This is a genomic window from Sphingomonas gellani, from assembly GCF_900110035.1.
GTDB lineage: Bacteria > Pseudomonadota > Alphaproteobacteria > Sphingomonadales > Sphingomonadaceae > Sphingomonas > Sphingomonas gellani.
In genome coordinates this window covers 53,523-71,360 of sequence record NZ_FOCF01000003.1, presented here as the reverse complement: position 1 = coordinate 71,360, position 17,838 = coordinate 53,523, and the positions used below count along the sequence as shown (strand labels likewise).

The 17,838-nt window shown below is 68.7% G+C and carries 14 protein-coding genes; 11 read left to right on the top strand and 3 right to left on the bottom strand.

The window, feature by feature from the left end; genetic code table 11:
- Positions 1-12: 12 nt before the first annotated feature.
- Positions 13-774: a GNAT family N-acetyltransferase gene (locus tag BMX37_RS07140; RefSeq protein WP_170841884.1), complete on the top strand. Its 762-nt coding sequence runs from the start codon at positions 13-15 to the stop codon at positions 772-774.
- Between the two features lie 216 nt (positions 775-990).
- A complete protein-coding gene (locus BMX37_RS07135) occupies positions 991-1,491 on the top strand; it encodes a Ros/MucR family transcriptional regulator (protein ID WP_093665361.1) in 501 nt (166 codons plus the stop codon).
- A 324-nt stretch (positions 1,492-1,815) separates the two neighbouring features.
- On the opposite strand, the gene phbB is transcribed toward BMX37_RS07135, so the two are convergent.
- The 3 genes from phbB to BMX37_RS07120 are packed head-to-tail and all read right to left on the bottom strand — an operon-like array spanning position 1,816 to position 5,833.
- Positions 1,816-2,538, bottom strand: a complete 723-nt coding sequence (gene phbB, locus BMX37_RS07130) for an acetoacetyl-CoA reductase (protein ID WP_093664975.1) — start codon at positions 2,536-2,538, stop codon at positions 1,816-1,818.
- Positions 2,539-2,567: 29 nt separating this feature from the next.
- Positions 2,568-3,575, bottom strand: coding sequence for a ferrochelatase (hemH, locus tag BMX37_RS07125; RefSeq protein WP_093664973.1), 1,008 nt, complete (start codon positions 3,573-3,575; stop codon positions 2,568-2,570).
- Positions 3,572-5,833 carry a xanthine dehydrogenase family protein molybdopterin-binding subunit gene (locus BMX37_RS07120; RefSeq protein WP_244501442.1) on the bottom strand — a complete coding sequence of 754 codons (2,262 nt, stop codon included), beginning with the start codon at positions 5,831-5,833 and terminating at the stop codon, positions 3,572-3,574. The genes hemH and BMX37_RS07120 overlap by 4 nt, the downstream gene beginning before the upstream one ends.
- Here BMX37_RS07120 and BMX37_RS07115 point away from each other — a divergent pair.
- The 9 genes from BMX37_RS07115 to treY all read left to right on the top strand — a co-directional run bounded on the left by BMX37_RS07115 (position 5,832) and on the right by treY (position 17,836).
- Positions 5,832-6,467: a PRC-barrel domain-containing protein gene (locus tag BMX37_RS07115; protein ID WP_093664971.1), complete on the top strand. Its 636-nt coding sequence runs from the start codon at positions 5,832-5,834 to the stop codon at positions 6,465-6,467. The genes BMX37_RS07120 and BMX37_RS07115 overlap by 2 nt on opposite strands.
- A 35-nt stretch (positions 6,468-6,502) precedes the next feature.
- A complete protein-coding gene (locus BMX37_RS19140; RefSeq protein ID WP_093664969.1) occupies positions 6,503-6,787 on the top strand; it encodes a DUF6894 family protein in 285 nt (94 codons plus the stop codon).
- Entirely contained in the window at positions 6,784-7,380 is a 597-nt protein-coding gene (locus BMX37_RS19135; RefSeq protein WP_093664967.1) for a cysteine hydrolase family protein, read from the top strand. The genes BMX37_RS19140 and BMX37_RS19135 overlap by 4 nt, the downstream gene beginning before the upstream one ends.
- A gap of 118 nt (positions 7,381-7,498) precedes the next feature.
- Positions 7,499-9,277 (top strand): glycoside hydrolase family 15 protein, encoded by a 1,779-nt coding sequence (locus tag BMX37_RS07100; RefSeq protein WP_093664966.1) that lies wholly within the window; start codon positions 7,499-7,501, stop codon positions 9,275-9,277.
- 79 nt (positions 9,278-9,356) lie between these two features.
- Positions 9,357-9,671, top strand: a complete 315-nt coding sequence (locus BMX37_RS07095; RefSeq protein ID WP_093664964.1) for a DUF2934 domain-containing protein — start codon at positions 9,357-9,359, stop codon at positions 9,669-9,671.
- Between the two features lie 113 nt (positions 9,672-9,784).
- Positions 9,785-11,887: a glycogen debranching protein GlgX gene (glgX, locus tag BMX37_RS07090; protein ID WP_093664962.1), complete on the top strand. Its 2,103-nt coding sequence runs from the start codon at positions 9,785-9,787 to the stop codon at positions 11,885-11,887.
- Entirely contained in the window at positions 11,884-13,590 is a 1,707-nt protein-coding gene (treZ, locus tag BMX37_RS07085) for a malto-oligosyltrehalose trehalohydrolase (RefSeq protein ID WP_244501441.1), read from the top strand. Before glgX ends, treZ begins: the two co-directional genes overlap by 4 nt.
- A complete protein-coding gene (gene malQ / locus BMX37_RS07080) occupies positions 13,587-15,482 on the top strand; it encodes a 4-alpha-glucanotransferase (protein ID WP_093664960.1) in 1,896 nt (631 codons plus the stop codon). Before treZ ends, malQ begins: the two co-directional genes overlap by 4 nt.
- The gene (treY, locus tag BMX37_RS07075; protein ID WP_093664958.1) at positions 15,479-17,836 is read left to right on the top strand and encodes a malto-oligosyltrehalose synthase; all 2,358 of its coding nucleotides are present in this window, start codon (positions 15,479-15,481) and stop codon (positions 17,834-17,836) included. Before malQ ends, treY begins: the two co-directional genes overlap by 4 nt.
- Positions 17,837-17,838: the final 2 nt, after the last annotated feature.

The window sequence follows — 17,838 nt, the reverse complement described above, 5'->3', positions numbered from 1 at the left end:
TTTGAGGATGGCATGACGCACTCCACCGACCCGATGGCGTGGCGCGCCGAATGCGCCTGTGCCGCCGCATGGCCATCGATGCGCTGCCACCGCGTCGGCGACTGGCTGGTGCACCACAGCGACGAGCCGTCGCGCCGCATCAACGCGGCCAGTCCCGCCCGGCCCGATGCCCGGCTGGATCGCGCGACAATCGAGCAGGTCCGTGCGGTCTACGCAGGCATAGGGCAGCCGACGCTGTTCCGGGTGCCTAGCTTCCTGCACCAAGCCGACCAAGCGTTGGACGGGGCCGGATTTGGCGCTGCGGAAGGAGAGACGCGGACCTTGTTCGCCCCCTTGGAGGCCGCATCCTCCCCTCCCCGCCCGGACATCACATTGCATTCGGCGCCGAGCCGCGAATGGCTGATGCTGCGGCATCGGACGACGCCACGTGACGAACCGCAGCGGGCGGCGGAGGCGGCAAGGCTGAGTGCGCTTGCCCACCCGGCGGCGTTCGCGACACTCACTCTTGGCGGCGAGGCCGTGTCGATCGGCTATGCGGCACAGCGGGAGGGCTGGATCGTGCTGGAGGCGATCGCCACCGATCCTGCATATCGTGGCCGCGGCCACGCCCGCGGATTGGTCGGCGCGCTGCTCGCATGGGGGCGGCAGGTCGGCGCAGCAGGCGCATGCCTCCAGGTGCTTTGCGACAATAAGGCCGCCGCTCGCCTGTATGCGCAAATGGGTTTCGACCGCGAGCTCTACCGCTATCATTATCGCAGCGAACTCGTTCGCTAATCAGCGGGACTGCCCGTCATTTTAACCCTGCTCGAGACACCTGCGGCAAGTAATCTAGCATTCATTTATAATAATCTAGATTAACTTTGCCGAAGATGGCCGGGTCAACTTTGCTGTCCATTTCTGTCAACTTTGTCATGATGCTAGTGCAGATTTGTCGTTGACCCTGTGTCAAGTGGCGTTACGGCGGGCGCCGACGCGATGGAGTGCATGATGATGACTGAGAACCCTGACCTGAATGCGGTCGAACTGGCCACCGAGCTGACCATTGCTTGGCTGGGCAACCCCAACACTCGGACCTCTTCCGAGGAGGTTCCGGCGTTTCTCGGCAAGATGCACGACACCGTGTCGGCACTGCTTGGCAGCGGCGGATCGACGGAGCAGCCGGCGGAGCAACCCACCGAGTACGTCCCGGCCGTCACAGCCCGCAAGTCGCTGGCATCCAAGGACCACATCATCTCGATGATCGACGGCAAGCCGTACAAGACGCTGCGCCGCCACCTGGCGACCAACGGCCTGACCCCGGCCGAATACCGCGACCGCTATGGCCTGAAGCCGGATTACCCGATGGTCGCCGAGAACTATTCGGAGAGCCGCCGCGCCATGGCGAAGAAGATCGGTCTGGGCCGCAAGCCGGGCCAGCGCAGCGGTGGCGAGGCGGCAGAGGGTTCTGCGCCGGCCGCGCGCCGCCGCAAGGCACCTGCGACCGAGGCTTGAGTCGTTCAGGCCGGCAGGGGTGAACCCCTGCCGGCCGCCCCGTGTACGCGGCAGGGCAGCCGAGTCAGGCGGCCGGACGGTCGTCCACTTTGCCTGCGACTCGCAGGATCGTCGGTGAAGGCATTTTGAAGTCGGCGGTGCTGCAGCCTTCTGCGGCGCTCGCCTGACCCTGACATCCTTATAGTCAGCCGCAGGGCCGAATTGCGGGCCACCGCCTCTAAACCATCAACAGGACGACAGCCCAATCGCGGGGTCACTCCCCGCCCGTCGCGTGCCCATGCCGCATCGACGTTCCGGCACCCCGGAACACCGACACCCGCACGATCAGTACATGTGCTGCCCGCCGTTGATGCTCAACGTGGAGCCGGTGACGAAACCCGCCTCGTCGGAGCACAGGAACGCCACCCCGCGCGCGATCTCCTCCGCCTGGCCGAGACGGCCTACCGGGATGCGCGCCACGATCTTTTCCAGCACGTCGGACGGGACCGCGGCCACCATGTCCGTGTCGATGTATCCCGGGGCGATGGCGTTCACCGTTACGCCGAACCGCGCGCCTTCCTGCGCCAGAGCCTTGGTGAAGCCATGGATGCCGGACTTGGCGGCGGCATAATTGACCTGGCCATATTGTCCGGCCTGGCCGTTGATCGACCCGATATTGACGACCCGGCCCCAGCCGCGGCTGCGCATACCGGGGAACACGGCCTTGGCCATGTTGAAACACCCGCCCAAATTGGTGTCGATGACCTCCTTCCACTGTTGATAGGACAGTTTCAGGATGGTGCCGTCGCGGGTGATACCGGCGTTGTTGACCAGCGCATCGACCTCGCCGAGCGTCTCCGCGACGTGCGCGCATCCGGTCAGGCAGGCCTCGTGATCCGCCACGTCCCATTTGAACGCAGCGATACCCGTGCGGTCCGTGAAGGCGCGGGCGCGCTCGTCATTGCCCGCATAATTCGCCGCCACCACGAAACCCTTGTCGCGCAGCGCGAGGCTGATCGCCTCTCCGATACCGCGCGTACCGCCGGTGACGATCGCAACCCGTGTCATGGTCCTCTCCCGCAGAATTTGGCCGCAGGCTAAGGCGCGTCGATCCAGCCGGCAAGTTCTCGCTGCACGATGCTGCGCAGCATTTGCAAGCCCGGCTCGCTGGCGTTGAGGCAGGGCAGCACGGCGAAGCGTTCGCCATCCGAGTGCTCGAACGTCTCGCGACCGCGGATCGCGAGCTCCTCCAGCGTCTCCACGCAATCCGCACTGAACCCCGGTGCGACCAGTGCGACGGACTTGATGCCGCGTGCGGGCAACCCCTCCAGCACGGTGTCGGTCGCAGGCTCCAGCCACTTGGCGCGCCCGAACCGCGACTGGAAGGTGACCAGAAGCTCCCGCCCCAGCGCCTCCGACAACAGGCGCGCGGTCTTGCGGCAGTGGCAATGGTACGGATCACCCAGTTCCAGCGTCCGCTGTGGCATGCCGTGAAAACTGGCGAGCACGGCATCGGGCTCGAAGTCGAGCGCGGCCAGTCCCTGTTCCACCGACTGCTTCAGCGCATCGATATAGGCGGGATCGTCGTGATAGGGCGGCAGGGTGCGGATCGCCGGCTGCCAGCGCATGGCGGCCAGCGTCAGGAACGCCTTGTCGTTGGCGGTGGCGGTGGTCGCTGCGCAATATTGCGGGTAGAGGGGCGCGAGCAGGATGCGTTCGCATCCGGCATCCTTCATCGCGCGCAGCCGGTCGCCGATCGACGGATTCCCGTAGCGCATCGCATGATCGACCAGCACACCCGGGCCGAAGGCGTGGCGAATGCCCTCCGCCTGTGCCCGCGTGATCGCGGCCAGCGGCGACCCATGCTCCGTCCACACCTGAGCATAGGCGTGGGCGGACTTTTTCGGGCGCGTGGTCAGGATCGCGCCGCGCAGGATCGGCTGCCAGATCAGCTGCGGGATCTCCACGACCCGGCGGTCCGACAGGAACTCGGCCAAGTAACGGCGGACGGCGCGCGGTTCGGCGGCGTCGGGCGTTCCCAGGTTGATGAGCAGCACGCCGACCTTGCGCGGCGGAATGGCGGGATGATTGGGGGGCGGTGTCATGTGCCCTGCCCAAACGGCAGGCTGCGGAAACGGTTGCCTGTCGCCGCGTGCAGCGCATTGGCGATCGCGGGCGCGACCGGCGGCACGGCCAGTTCCGACACGCCGCCCGGCGGCTCGTCGCTGCGGATCAGCTCCACCGTCAGGTCGGGTGTGTCGCGCAGGCGCGGCAGGCGCAGCGTGTCGAAGCCGCGCACCTGCGCCAGACCGCCGGCAAACCCGGTCGTCGCGCCCATCGCATGCGCCAGGCCGAAGATCAGGCCGCCCTCCAGCTGTTGACGGACCAGGTCGGGATTGACGACGCGGCCGCAATCGGCGGCCAGCACCAGCCGGTCCACGACCGGCCGGCCGCCCTCCACATGCGCCTCTGCCAGCACCGCCACCGCGCTGCCGCGGAACCGGTGGCAGGCGATGCCCTGCCCGCTGCCCGCCGCGCCGCCCTCCCATCCGCCAAGCGCGGCCACGGTGGAGAGGCAGCGGGCCAGACGCGGGTCGCCGCCCAGCATGGCGATGCGGAACGACACCGGCTCGGTACCGGTGACGGCGGCCAGCTCGTCCATGAAGCTTTCGGTGAAGAACGCTGTGTAGCCATGCGCCCCGCCGCGCAGATAGCCGGTCGGCAGGTCGCAATCGGCGCCATGATGGTCGATGACACAGGCTGGCAGGCGATAGGGGGGCGTCGCGCCCGCCGCCGCCATACGGTCGCCCCCGCGCCCCGCCAGTTCCGCGGCGGCGAACGCCTGTGGCAGCAGCCGGTCGGCGAGCGCGCGGGACATGTCGGGTGCGGCGATCGCGGCGTGCCATGCGGCGACGGCGCCGTTCGCGGCCAGGCGCGCGCGCATCCGTGCCAGCGCGGGCGGGCGGTACAGGTCGTGCAACAGGCTTTCGCCGCGTGACCAGGTCAGGCTAACCGGGCGCTTCAACCGCATCGCCAGCACCGCCGCCTGCTCCACGACGCGGTGATCCAGCGCCTGGCCGAACGACCCGCCGATCATCATCGGATGCACCACCACCGCCGCCTCGGACAGGCCCGCGGCACTTGCGGCAAGGGCGCGGGCGGCGGCGGGTGCCTGGGTCTGGATCCATAGTTCCAGCCTGCCGTCGCGATAGGTGGCGGTGGCGGCCGGCGTCTCGATCGCGGCATGGACGCCGGGCATGACCTGGTACCGCGCCTCGATCACGCCACCGCCGCCGAGCAGCGGCGCGGGATCGCCGGCGCCGGCGATCCGTGTACCCTCTGCCGTCAGCGCATCGGCAAGCGACCGCGCGATCGATGCGTCGTCGACTAGATGCCCGCTGGTCGCGAAGCGGGGCGCCAGCGCGTCCAGACCCTGCTCGGCGGACCAGGACGTCGTGCCGACCGCAGCCACCCAGCCGGGCGCCTCCACCACCGACACCATGCCGCGCACCCGGTCGGCGGCGGCACGATCGACCGACATCAGCCGGGTGTCGCCGATCGGCCCCTGCCGTATGCGGGCGTGCACCATGTCCGCCAGCCGGATGTCCGCGGCGAAGTTGGCGGAACCATCGACCTTCGCCGGGGCGTCGAGCCGGGGCAGGTTCTGTCCCATCAGCTTGCCCGCGCCCGCTTGCCCGATGGGCAGCGGGTCGGGCGGCGTCTCACCGGCCGCTGCCGACGCCAGTTCGGCGAAGCGCAGCCTGCGCGCGCCTTGTCGCACGAACCCCGCCTCTACCCGGCAAGCGGTCCAGTCGACATCCCAGCGCGCGGCCGCCGCCTTGCACAACAACACCCTCGCCGTCGCGCCGGCGGTCCGCGCGTCCTCCTCGAACTGCCGCACCGAGCTGGAGCCGCCGGTCAGCATCAGCGTCGCGCGTGTCGCCCAGCCACCGAGCACGGGGGCGGGCACCCGGCCCAGCGCGCCGTCGAACATCTCCGTCACGCCGAGCGGATTGGCGTAGAGCGGGTTTATCGGGGCCGCCTCCACCCCGACCGTGCGCCAGTCGGCGCCCAATTCGTCCGCGACGATCTGCGGCAGCGCGGTGTACACGCCCTGACCGTGTTCGACCTGCGGCACGGCGACGGTGACGCGGCCGTCCTCCGCGATCTTCAGCCACGCGCCGAACAGGTGATCGCCGGGACCGGCAGTCAAATTGGCGGCGTACTCGCGCGGCCATACGCCCCAGGCGATCAGCAGTCCCGCCCCCGCTCCACCGCCGATCAGCAGCCCGCGCCTGGAGATGTTGGTGGCCATGGCGCGTGCTGTAGCGGCGGATCGGATCAGGTAAAGCTGGCGCGCCATGGAGCGTAAGACGTCCCTCGCCCGTTTGGCGCGTGAACAGGGCGGGAGAAGCGCGTTGGAACACCTGGCGGGCTGGATCGCCCCAGCCGCGACCATGATCGCGGCGATGATGACGGCATCCAATCTGGGCGCGCGCGTCACCGGCTGGGGCTTCGTGGTGTTCACGATCGGATCGATCGCGTGGATCGTCATCGCGCTGACCACCGGGCAGGGCAACCTGCTGTGGTCCAACGCCTTTCTCACGTTGGTCAACCTGATCGGCATCTGGCGATGGCTGGGTCGGCAGGCGCGCTACGACGATGGCGCAAAGGGGGCGACCAGCCGCAGCGCTGCGGCCCGCGTGCCGACGCTGTTCCCGGTCGGCGCACTGCCCGGCACGCGCGTCACCGACCGCAGCGGCGCGACGATCGGCACGGTGGTGGAGGCGATGATGCGCTGTTCCGGCTCCGACCTGGCCTATCTGGTGGTCAGCGAAAGTGGCGTGGCCGGCGTGGGCGAGCGGCTGCACGCGCTCAGCCCTTCGGAAGTGACGTTTTCCGCGGATGGCGTGCGATGCGCCATCGACGCCGACACGCTGGCGGCGCGGCCGGTGCTGACCGCGGATGCGTGGCCGGAAACACTTGGCGAAAAATAAGCCGAACCCTGGGGGCACTTATGCGTTGTCGCCCGATGGCCCGGTATTTCCTCCATCTTTCGAACAGCTTCGGCTTCATCCACGACGAAGAAGGGGCGGAGGCCGCCGATCTGAGCGACGCCCGCACCCTGGCAGTGACCACCATCCGCTCGTTGCTCAGCGACGAGATCAAGGACGGCCGCTTCAACCTGAAGGGCAAGATCGAGATCGCCGACGACCGGGGCGTTCAACTGGCCGTGGTGCCGTTCAGCGACGCGGTCGAGGTCGCCGACGCGAACGCCCGCATGACGATGGATCAGCCCGACCGGCCCGGTACGTGACCGAACCAACGTCCGATGGCCATGCGCCGGGCAAGACCGCGCTGCTGGTCATCGACATGGTCAACACATTGGAGTTCGAGGGCGCCGAGCAACTGGATCGGCCGGCGGAGCGTGCCGCCAAGGGTATCCGCGCACTGCGCGACGAGGCGGATCGGTGCGGCGTGCCGGTGATCTACGCCAACGACAATTTCGGCGAATGGCACCTGGATCGCGCGGGATTGGTGGAGCGAGTCGAAGGCACCGGCGCGCGCGGCCAGTCGTTGCTGGATCAGGTCCGGCCGCGCGAGGACGATTTCTTCGTCGTGAAGCCGCAATCCTCCGCCTTCTACGCGACGACCCTGCCCGCGCTGTTGCCCCGCCTGGGCGCAAGCCGGCTGATCCTGACCGGAGTGGCCGCCGACATCTGCGTCCTGTTCACCGCTGCGGACGCGCACATGCGCGAATATGAACTGTGGGTGCCATCCGACTGCGTGGCGGGTGAGGACACGCAGCGTACCGACTGGGCGCTGGAGATCATGCGCAACAGCATGGGTGCCGACACCGCCGCGTCCAGCGACCTGCCGCTGGAGGACTGGCTGGCGCGCGCCGGCTGAGCCGGCGCTCTGAAGGGCGGCGTGGGAACACCCCGGCGAACGAGCGGTTCTGGGAGCAACGGTTCCATCGGTCGTTTCGGGTCGGGACCGATTGCCGCTCTTGTCTGTGTGGAGGAATATGCGCTCGGTGAACCTCTGGCCCATCGGCAATTGCCAGGTATCCGCGCTGATCGATGAGGCGGGTCGGTTCGTCTGGGGCTGCGTGCCGCGCGTCGATGGCGATCCCGCATTCTGCGCCCTGCTCGACCATGACGACGCCGCAACCGGCTTCTGGTCGATCGAAGTCGATGGCTGCATCAAGACCACGCAGCATTATCTGCGCAACACCCCGATCCTGGTGACCCGGCACGAGGATGCGCAGGGCAACGCGGTGGAAGTCACCGATTTCTGCCCCCGTTTCCTGCGTGAGCGGCGCTTCTACCGGCCGGCCGCCTTTGCCCGCATCGTCGTGCCGGTGGCGGGGAAGCCGCGCATCCGCACGGTGTTGCGCGTCGCGACTGGATGGGGCCGCCCGACCGAGACGACCAGCGGCCCGACCTATCTGCGCTTCCTGACCGATGGGGAGCCGTTGCGGCTGACCACCGACCTGTCGATCGACCGCGTTCGGTCGGAGGCGTTCTTCCGATTGGAAGGGGCGCTGCATTTCTTCCTCGGCCCGGATGAGCGGTTCAGCGGCGACCTGGACGTGACGCTGCGCGCGATGCTGGATCGCACCACGGAGGAATGGCGCGAGTGGGTGCGCGGGCTGGCGACGCCGCTGGAATGGCAGGACGTGGTGATCCGCGCCGCCATCACGCTGAAACTGTGCCAGCACGAGGCGACGGGCGCGATCGTCGCGGCGCTGACCACGTCGCTGCCCGAACATGCCGATTCGGGTCGCAACTGGGACTATCGCTACTGCTGGGTGCGCGACGCCTATTACACGGTGCAGGCGCTGAACCGGCTGGGCGCGCTGGATGTGCTGGAAGGGTATCTGGAGTACCTCCGCAACATCGTCGACGATGCGAAGGGCGGCCATATCCAGCCGCTCTACGGTGTCGGCGGAGAGGCGAAGCTGATCGAGCGGACCGAGGATCGCCTGCCCGGCTATCGCGGCATGGGACCCGTCCGCGTCGGCAACCAGGCGTATGAGCAGGTGCAGCACGACGCCTATGGCCAGATCGTCCTCAGCAACGTGCAGGCGTTCTTCGATCACCGCCTGTTCCGCATGGCCGATGCCGACGATTTCGCCGCCCTGGAAAGGATCGGCGAAAAGGCGTGGGAGGTGTATGACAAGCCCGATGCCGGCCTGTGGGAACTCCGCACCAAGGCGCATGTCCACACCTATTCTGCCGCCATGTGCTGGGCCGCGTGCGACCGGCTGGCCAATGCCGCCGAGCAGCTGGGGCTGGCCGACCGGCAGGCCTTCTGGGCCGACCGCGCGCAGGCGATGCGTGAGCGGATCGAGGGTGAGGCGTGGCGGCCGGACACGCAGCGTGTGTCCGCGACGTTCGGCGGCGACGATCTGGATGCCAGCATCATCCAGTTGCTCGACCTGCGCTTCTTCGCGCCGGACGATCCCCGTTTTCGGGGAACGCTGGTCGCGGTCGAGGACGGGCTGCGCCGGGGCAGCCACATGTTGCGCTATGCCACGGAGGATGATTTCGGCCTGCCGCACACGGCGTTCAACGTGTGCACCTTCTGGCTGATCGAGGCGCTGCACGCGACCGGCCGTCTTGTCGACGCGCGGGCGTTGTTCGAGGAGATGGTGGCCCGCTGTACCCCGGCGGGATTGCTGTCGGAGGACATCGACCCGGTCAGCGGCGAATTGTGGGGCAATTATCCCCAAACCTATTCGTTGGTCGGCCTGATCAACTGCGCCGTGCTGCTGTCGCGCCCGTGGAACAGCGTCCGGTAGCAGCGCGGCCACGACTCGTCGCAGCGGATGAACATAATATGAAGCGGGGGAGTTGAGCGGCGGTTACAGGGGAATACCGATGACCGACGACCGCGCCGCCCGCATCCGCGAACGGGCTTACCAGATCTGGCAGACGGAAGGCGAACCGCACGGTCGGGACGCGGAACATTGGCAGCAGGCGGAGCAGGAGGCGGATGCCGATCCGAGTGCGGAGGGTGCGAACCTGACCTCCGCATCGGGTGCGGTTGAGACTTCGGACGCTGCGTCGGACGGACCCGCGCCGGTCACCCGCGATCAGGACTTCTCACGCAGCGTCGGCAGCGACGATCTGGAGGGAACCACCGCCCGCAGCCGCGCGCCCGCCAAGGCGGCGCCGCCGCGGGGAAAGCGCTGATCTCAGTCCGTAACGCCGGCGCTCCTATGCGCGGCGCCTGACCCTCCTGGTACGGCGCGCGGCTTTTCGTCGTCGCCTTCCATCAACGTCCATAGTATTTTCGGAGCGCATCCTTGCCCTTCCAGTCGGACCGGCTGCAGCCGGGTTCACCCTATCCTCTCGGCGCCACGTTTGACGGCCTCGGCGTCAATTTCGCCGTCTTCTCCGCCAATGCTGACGCCATCGAGCTGTGCCTGTTCGATCAGGCCGGCAAGCGCGAGCTGAAGCGGTTCTTCCTGCCGGAATGCACGGACGAGGTTTGGCACGGCTACCTGCCCAATGCGGAACCGGGTCTGGTCTATGGCTACCGCGCGCATGGGCGGTACGAGCCGGAGGCGGGACATCGCTTCAACGCCAACAAGCTGTTGCTCGACCCTTATGCGCGCAAGCTGAACGGGCAGATCAAATGGACCGACGCGCTACACGGCTATCGCATCGGCAGCCGGCGCGAGGACCTGTCCTTCGACAAGCGCGACAGCGCGCCCGCCATGCCCAAGGCGGTGGTGGTCGACGATCATTGGGACTGGTCGCGCGACCGGCGGCCCAACACGCACTGGTCCGACACCGTGATCTACGAAGCGCACGTCAAGGGGATGACGAAGCTGATGGAGCTGGTGCCGCAGCGGGAACGCGGCACCTATGCGGCGCTGGGCCATCCGGCGGTGATCGCGCACCTGCAACGCATCGGCGTCACCGCGATCGAACTGCTGCCGATCCAGGCGTTCACCCAGGATCGGTTCCTGCAGGAAAAGGGCCTGCGGAATTACTGGGGCTACAACACGCTCGGCTTCTTCGCGCCCGAACAGGCGTACATGGCGTCCGAGCATCAGGACGAGCTGCGCCGCGCCGTCCACCGGCTGCACAATGCCGGCATCGAGGTCATCATGGACGTGGTGTACAACCACACCTGCGAAGGGTCGGAAAAGGGGCCGACGCTCTCCTGGCGCGGGCTGGACAACGCCAGCTATTACCGGCTGGTCAAGGATCAGCCACGCTATGCGACCAACGACACCGGCACCGGCAACACGCTGAACATGAGCAAGGCGCGGGTGATCCAGATGGTCGCCGACTCGCTACGCTATTGGGCTACCAGCTTCGGCATCGACGGGTTCCGTTTCGACCTGGGCCTGACGCTGGGGCGCGAGGATTACGGGTTCGACCCGGGCGCCGCGTTCTTCGACGTGGTACGCCAAGACCCGGTACTCGGCCGGCTGAAACTGATGGCGGAGCCGTGGGACGTGGGTCCGGGCGGATACCAGCTGGGCAACTTCCCGCCCGGTTTCGCGGAATGGAACGACAAGTATCGCGACACGGTGCGGCAATATTGGCGCGGCGAGTCGGGGCAGCGGCCCGACCTGGCGGCGCGACTGGCGGGGTCGGGCGACCTGTTCGACCGGCGCGCGCGGCGTCCCTGGGCCAGCATCAACTTCCTGTCCGCGCATGACGGATTCACGCTGGCCGACACGGTGATGTACGAGGATCGTCACAACGAGGCCAATGGCGAGGACAATCGCGACGGTCACGACAACAACCATTCGTGCAACTGGGGCGCGGAAGGGCCAACCGACGATCCGGCGATCAACGACGCGCGCGGGCGGGTGATGCGGTCGATGATGACCACGCTGCTCGCTTCTCTCGGCACGCCGATGTTGGTGGCGGGCGACGAGTTCGGGCGGACGCAGGGCGGCAACAACAACGCCTATTGCCAGGACAATCCGATCAGCTGGCTCGACTGGCAGGCCGCGGCCACGCCGGATGGCGAGGCGATGATCGACTTCACCGCCCGGCTCGCCACGCTCCGCCGCAGATTCCAGGCGCTGCGCGCGCCCGCCTTCCTGTACGGCGAGGATGCGACCGGTGAGGGTGTGGCCGACCTGGAATGGTGGGACGAGCGCGGGCAACCCCTGTCGCCGGAGGACTGGCAGAACCCGGAAGGACGCGCGCTGCTGATGCGCCGTGCGGTCCGCAACGCGGACGGCACGCTGGAGGCGGTGTCGCTGCTGCTCAACGCGTCCGCCGACCCGATCACGTTCGACCTGCCCGCGCCGGGGACGGGGCGCACCGTGCTGATCGACAGCGCCCGGCCCGAACAGGGCGAGGTCGAGATCGGCGAATCCTACGAAGTCGCGCCGCAGGGTGCCGTGCTGCTGACCTGGACGATCGCGGAGGTGGCATGACCGGGGGAAGCGCGATGCGGTGGGGACCCGAGCCGCAGGCGGATGGCACCACCCGCTTTCGCTTGTGGGCGCCCGATTTCGACGGCGACGCTCATATGGAGGTGGAGGACGGCCCTTCAGCCCTGCTGAGCGACGACGGCGGAGGCTGGCGCTCCGCCGTCCTGCCGGTCGGGCCGGGCGCGCGCTACCGGTTCCGCATGGGTGATCAGGCCGTGCCCGACCCCGCATCCCGCCGTCAGGCCGGCGGTGTCAACGGGTGGAGCGTGGTTGCCGACACGCATCACGACTGGCGCCACCCCGACTGGCGCGGCCGCCCCTGGCACGAGATGGTGATCCTGGAGGTGCATGCCGGGGTGCTGGACGGGTTTGCCGGCATTGCCGATCGCCTGCCCGACATCGCCGCCGCCGGTATCACCGCTATCGAACTGATGCCGGTCGGTGCGTTCGGCGGCACGCGCGGATGGGGCTATGACGGCGTGCTGCCCTATGCCGTGCAGGAGGATTACGGCACCCCGGCCGAGCTGAAGGCGCTGATCGACACGGCGCACGGCCTCGGCCTGTCCGTGTTACTGGACGTGGTGTACAATCACTTCGGGCCCGACGGGAATTACCTGGGCGTCTATGCCGACAGCTTCTTCCACCCCGAAGTGCACACGCCATGGGGCGGCGCGGTGGCGGTGGACAAGGAGCCGGTGGCGCGGTTCTTCATCGACAACGCGTTGATGTGGCTGGACGAATATCGCTTTGACGGCCTGCGCTTCGACGCGGTGCACGCGATCGACAACCCCGCCTTTCTCGACCGCATGGCGGCCGACATCCGCGAAAGCCTGCCCGATCGGCATGTGCATCTGGTGCTGGAAAACGAGTCCAACGACGCGGCACGGCTGCGCGCGGATGGTTATGACGCGCAGTGGAACGACGATTTCCACAACGTCCTGCACGTGCTGCTGACCGGGGAGACGAGCGCCTATTATGGCGACTTCGCGGATCGGCCGGCGGAGCGGCTGGCCCGCTGTCTGGCGGAAGGCTTCATCTATCAGGGAGAGGGATCGCCCAACCATGACGGGCGACCGCGCGGCACGAAGAGCGCGCACCTGCCGCCGACCGCGTTCGTCGCCTTTCTCCAGAATCACGATCAGGTCGGCAATCGGGCAATGGGCGATCGGCTGACCCGGCTGGCCGACCCGGCGAAGCTGCGCGCGGCGACCGCGCTGCTGCTGCTATGCCCGCAAATCCCACTGCTGTTCATGGGTGAGGAGTTGGGCAGCGAGACGCCGTTCCTGTTCTTCACCGATTTCCATGACGAACTCGCCGATGCGGTCCGCAACGGCCGGCGGCGCGAGTTCGCCAAGTTCGTCGCCTTTGCCGACGAAGCGGCGCGGGAGGCGATCCCCGACCCCAACGCGCCGGCAACCTTCGAGGCTTCGCGCCCGGAACCGGGTCCCGATGCCGCTGCCTGGCGCGCGTTGTACGCCGAGTTGCTGGCACTGCGGCGCGACCGCATCGTGCCGCATTTGCCCGGCGCCACCGCCATCGGTGCGGAGGCGCGCGGAGAGGCGGCGGTCACGGCACGCTGGCGGCTGGGGGACGGGTCGACGCTGTCGGTGGCGATCGACCTGGGCGACACCCCGGCCGCGCTGCCCGACATCGCAGAACCGTTGTTCACCGACGGCAGCCGCTTCGTCGCCTGGATTGCCCGATGAGCGACCTTCACGCCCGCGCCGCCGCCGCCGGCCTGCAATGCGACTGGGAGGATGCGAACAGCCGTCCGCAGCGTGTCGCGGACGATGTCCTGGCGGCCATCCTCGACCGGCTCGATATGTCGGCGGCCACTGAGCCGTTCCTGACGGCGGAGGCCGGGGCCGCAATCGCCGCGCCCGATGGCGTGACGGGTGATGTCGAGCTGGCGATGCAGGACGGTCCCAGCAGCCGGCTGACGATAAAGGGCGGCGCCCTGCCCGCCATCGATACGGTCGGCTATCACCGCCTGATCTCGGGCAAGCGCAACTTCACCCTGGCCGTGGCGCCGCGCCGGTGCCGTGTGCCTGAAGGGCGCGGCTGGGGCGCGGCCGTGCAGATCCCGGCACTGCGGGACGACCGCCCAGGCGCTTATGGCGATTTCGGCACGCTGGCCCGATCCGCGGCGGCGTTCGGGCGCGCTGGCGCGGCGGCGCTGGCGATCAGCCCGACCCATGCGCTGTTCCCGGCCGACCCGACCCGGTTCAGCCCCTACTCGCCCTCCACCCGGCTGTTCCACAATGTCGCGCTGGCCGATCCGGCAATGATCGGCGCCCCGTTCGGGGAGGAGGCCGCACCGGCCCTGATCGACTGGCCCCAGTGCGTGGCGGCGCGCCTGCGGCACCTGCGTGCCGTCTTCGACACTGCGGCCGATGGAGTGCAGGGCGCGGTTTCGGCGTTCCGGGCGGAGCGGGGTGAGGCGTTGGAGGCGCATGCCCGCTTCGACGCGATGCACGCGCATCTTGGCGGCGGCGGCTGGCGCGACTGGCCGACCGCGTATCGCGATCCCGCCGGGGAGGCAGTGCAACGCTTCGCCGCCGATCACGCGCAGGACGTGTCCTTCTACGCCTTTCTGCAATGGCTGGCCGAGCGCGGGCTGGCCGAGGCGCAGCGTGCGGCGCGCGAGCATATGCGCATCGGGCTGGTCGCGGACCTGGCCGTCGGCATGGATTCCGGCGGCAGCCACGGCTGGAGCCGTCGCGGCGACCTGTTGACCGGACTGACCGTCGGCGCGCCACCCGATCCGCTGGGCCCGGACGGCCAAAGCTGGGGCATCACCGCGCTCGATCCGTTCGCCCTTGCACGCACGGGCTTCGCCGCCTTCATCGAGACGATCCGCGCCGCCCTGGCCCATGCCGGCGGCATCCGGATCGACCACGCGCTCGGCCTCGACCGGCTGTGGGTCATTCCGGAGGGCGCGAGCGCGGCGGAGGGCGCGTACCTGACCATGCCGGGCGAAACGCTGAAACGGATCATCGCCATAGAGGCGCACCGTGCGGACGACGGTCTGGGCGCGGTCGTGATCGCCGAGGATCTGGGAACCGTGCCCCCTGGGTTCCGCGACGATCTGGCGGCACGCGGCATGCTGGGCATGCGGGTGCTGCCGTTCGAGCGGGACAAGGCCGGTACCTTTGTTCCGCCGGCAAAGTGGGATCGGCAGGCGGTCGCCATGACGGGCACCCACGACACGCCGACCCTGGCCGGATGGTGGCGCGGGCGCGATATCGACTGGGCGTGCCGGCTGGGGCGTGGCGATGCCTCCACCTGCGAGGCGGATCGCCGCGACGAGCGCAAGGGCGAACGCGCATCGATGTGGCGCGCGGTCGGCGGCACGGGTGAACCGCCGGAAACGCCGCCGATCGACACCATCCTGACCGCCGTCGCCGCCGCACCAGCCCCCCTCGCGATCGTGCCGCTGGAGGATCTGGCCGCGCTGGAGGAGCAACCCAACCTGCCGGGCACGATCGACGAACATCCCAACTGGCGCCGCCGCATGCCCGACGCGACGGATGCGATGCTCGCCAGCCCCGATGTCGCCCGCCGCACCGCCCTGCTTACCAACGAAAGACCCGGATGACCCCGCGCGCCACCTACCGTTTCCAGTTCCACAAGGATTTCACCTTCGCCGATGCGGAGGCGCTGGTGCCATATCTCGACCGGCTGGGGATCAGCCATGTCTATGCCTCCCCCATCACGGTCGCCGCCCCCGGATCGACGCACGGGTACGACGTGGTCGATCCGACCTGCATCAACCCCGAACTGGGCGGCGAGGACGCGTTCCGCCGGCTGGTCGCCGCACTCAGGGCGCGCGGCATGGGTGTCGTGATCGACATCGTCCCCAACCATATGGGCGTGGCGGGCGGGGCCAATGCGTGGTGGAACGACGTGCTGATGCACGGCCAGGCGAGCGACCATGCGGCGGTGTTCGACATCGATTTCCGTCAGCGCATCGTCCTGCCCGTGCTGGGCACGCCGTTGCCGCAGGCGATCCGCGACGGTGCTCTGAGCGTGGAGCGGTACGACGATCGCTGGTGGCTGGTCGCTTATGGCGAGCATCGCTTTCCCCTTCGCGACGCGGATCAGGACGCGCCCGATGAGCTGCCGTTGCCCGTGCTGCTCGACCGGCAGCATTATCGCCTGGCCTGGTGGCGCGTCGCCAATGACGAGCTGAACTGGCGCCGGTTCTTCTCGATCAACGAGCTGGCCGGCGTGCGGGTCGAGGACCCCGCGGTGTTCGAGGCGACGCACGCGCTGTATTTTCGCCTGTATGCCGAGGGGCTGATCGACGGCGTCCGCATCGACCATGTCGACGGGCTGACGGACCCGGCCGCCTATTGCCGCACGCTGCGCACAAGGCTCGACGCGCTGCCCCGCCTCGATGACGCTCCAGCCGGACCGGCGTGGATCGTGGTGGAAAAGATCCTGGGGCCGGGAGAGAAGCTGCCGACCGATTGGGGCATCGACGGCACCAGCGGCTACGACTTCATGGAACAGGTGAGCGCCGTCCTTCACGATCCGGCGGGGGCGGAGCCGCTGGGACGGTTGTGGCATGACGTGAGCGGCCGATCCGCGAACCTTCACCCCGAAGAACTGCTGGCGCGGCAGCAATTGCTGGCATGGCAGTTCACCGGCCAGCTGGAGCATTGCTGCGCAGCATTCGTCACGCTGGCCCATGCCACGCCGGACGCGGACGGGATCACCGCCGCAATGCTGCGCCGCGCGATCGAGCGACTGTTGTGGGTGTTTCCCGTGTACCGCACCTATGGCACCGGTTCGGACGCGCCGCAGAGCGACGACGCAATCCGGGCGGAGGCACGCCGGCGTGTCGCGCCGCATGTGCCCCCGGGCGAGTGGGCCGTCACGGACATGATCCTGGCTTGGCTGGCGGCAGAAGGGCCGGGCGATCCGGCGTTGGTCGCGGAGGCGGCGCGCCGGTTCCAGCAGCTGTCCGCGCCGATCGCAGCCAAGGCGCTGGAGGATACCGCCTTCTACCGGTACGGGCGGCTGCTGTCGCGCAACGATGTCGGCTTCGACGCCGGGCTGATGGGCATGGCCGTCGGCGACTTCCACGCGCTGATGGCGGAGCGTGCCGCGCACTGGCCGAACGCGATGCTGACGACCGCGACGCACGACCACAAGCGCGGCGAGGACACGCGCGCGCGTCTGGCTGTGCTGAGCGCGATCCCCGACCGCTGGCGCAGCGTCGTGACGGAGTGGGAGGCGATCGCGGACGGGATGGTTGCGGATATCGACCGGGGCGACCGGTACATGCTGTTCCAGGCGCTGCTCGGCGCGTGGCCCGATACGCCGGAGGCGGACTTTGCCGACCGCGTCGCCTCCTGGCAGACCAAGGCGCTGCGGGAGGCGAAGCTGCGCTCGTCATGGGAAGCGCCGGACGAGGATTATGAAGGCCGCGCCAACACGCTTGCCCGCGCGCTGATCGAGGATGAGGCCTTTGCAGGCGCCGTGACACGCTTCGTCGCGGAGATCGCACCGGCGGCGGAGCGCAACAGCCTGATACAGGTCGCGTTGCGCTGCACGGTTCCGGGCGTGCCCGACCTCTATCAGGGTACCGAGTTCGCGGACCTGAGCCTTGTCGATCCGGACAATCGCCGGCCCGTGAACTATGCCGCGCGCCGCGCCGCGCTGGATGGTGCCGCGCCGGCCAAGATGGCGTTGCTCGCCGCCCTGTTGCAGCTTCGTCGCGAACAGCCGGACCTGTTCGCGCATGGCGATTACCGCGCGGCAGCGGTGACCGGCGACGCCACGGGCCGTGTCCTCGCCTTCGAGCGGCGGCATGGCGACCGCGTGTTCCGATTGGCCTGCCTGTTGCGCGGCGATGCGGCACAGGGCGCGATCCGCTTCGAGGGTGGCGAGCGCGACGCCGGCCGCCTGCTGTCCACCGCGCCCGTCTGGTACGAGCTGAGCTGACC

What these genes read in the sequence shown, in the direction of transcription:
- BMX37_RS07140 (WP_170841884.1), top strand. Translation starts at nt 13, where the DNA reads ATGACGCACTCCACCGACCCGATGGCGTGGCGCGCCGAATGCGCCTGT.
- BMX37_RS07135 (WP_093665361.1), top strand. Translation starts at nt 991, where the DNA reads ATGACTGAGAACCCTGACCTGAATGCGGTCGAACTGGCCACCGAGCTG.
- phbB (WP_093664975.1), bottom strand. Translation starts at nt 2,538, where the DNA reads ATGACACGGGTTGCGATCGTCACCGGCGGTACGCGCGGTATCGGAGAG.
- hemH (WP_093664973.1), bottom strand. Translation starts at nt 3,575, where the DNA reads ATGACACCGCCCCCCAATCATCCCGCCATTCCGCCGCGCAAGGTCGGC.
- BMX37_RS07115 (WP_093664971.1), top strand. Translation starts at nt 5,832, where the DNA reads ATGGAGCGTAAGACGTCCCTCGCCCGTTTGGCGCGTGAACAGGGCGGG.
- BMX37_RS07120 (WP_244501442.1), bottom strand. Translation starts at nt 5,833, where the DNA reads ATGGCGCGCCAGCTTTACCTGATCCGATCCGCCGCTACAGCACGCGCC.
- BMX37_RS19140 (WP_093664969.1), top strand. Translation starts at nt 6,503, where the DNA reads ATGGCCCGGTATTTCCTCCATCTTTCGAACAGCTTCGGCTTCATCCAC.
- BMX37_RS07100 (WP_093664966.1), top strand. Translation starts at nt 7,499, where the DNA reads ATGCGCTCGGTGAACCTCTGGCCCATCGGCAATTGCCAGGTATCCGCG.
- BMX37_RS07095 (WP_093664964.1), top strand. Translation starts at nt 9,357, where the DNA reads ATGACCGACGACCGCGCCGCCCGCATCCGCGAACGGGCTTACCAGATC.
- treZ (WP_244501441.1), top strand. Translation starts at nt 11,884, where the DNA reads ATGACCGGGGGAAGCGCGATGCGGTGGGGACCCGAGCCGCAGGCGGAT.
- malQ (WP_093664960.1), top strand. Translation starts at nt 13,587, where the DNA reads ATGAGCGACCTTCACGCCCGCGCCGCCGCCGCCGGCCTGCAATGCGAC.
- treY (WP_093664958.1), top strand. Translation starts at nt 15,479, where the DNA reads ATGACCCCGCGCGCCACCTACCGTTTCCAGTTCCACAAGGATTTCACC.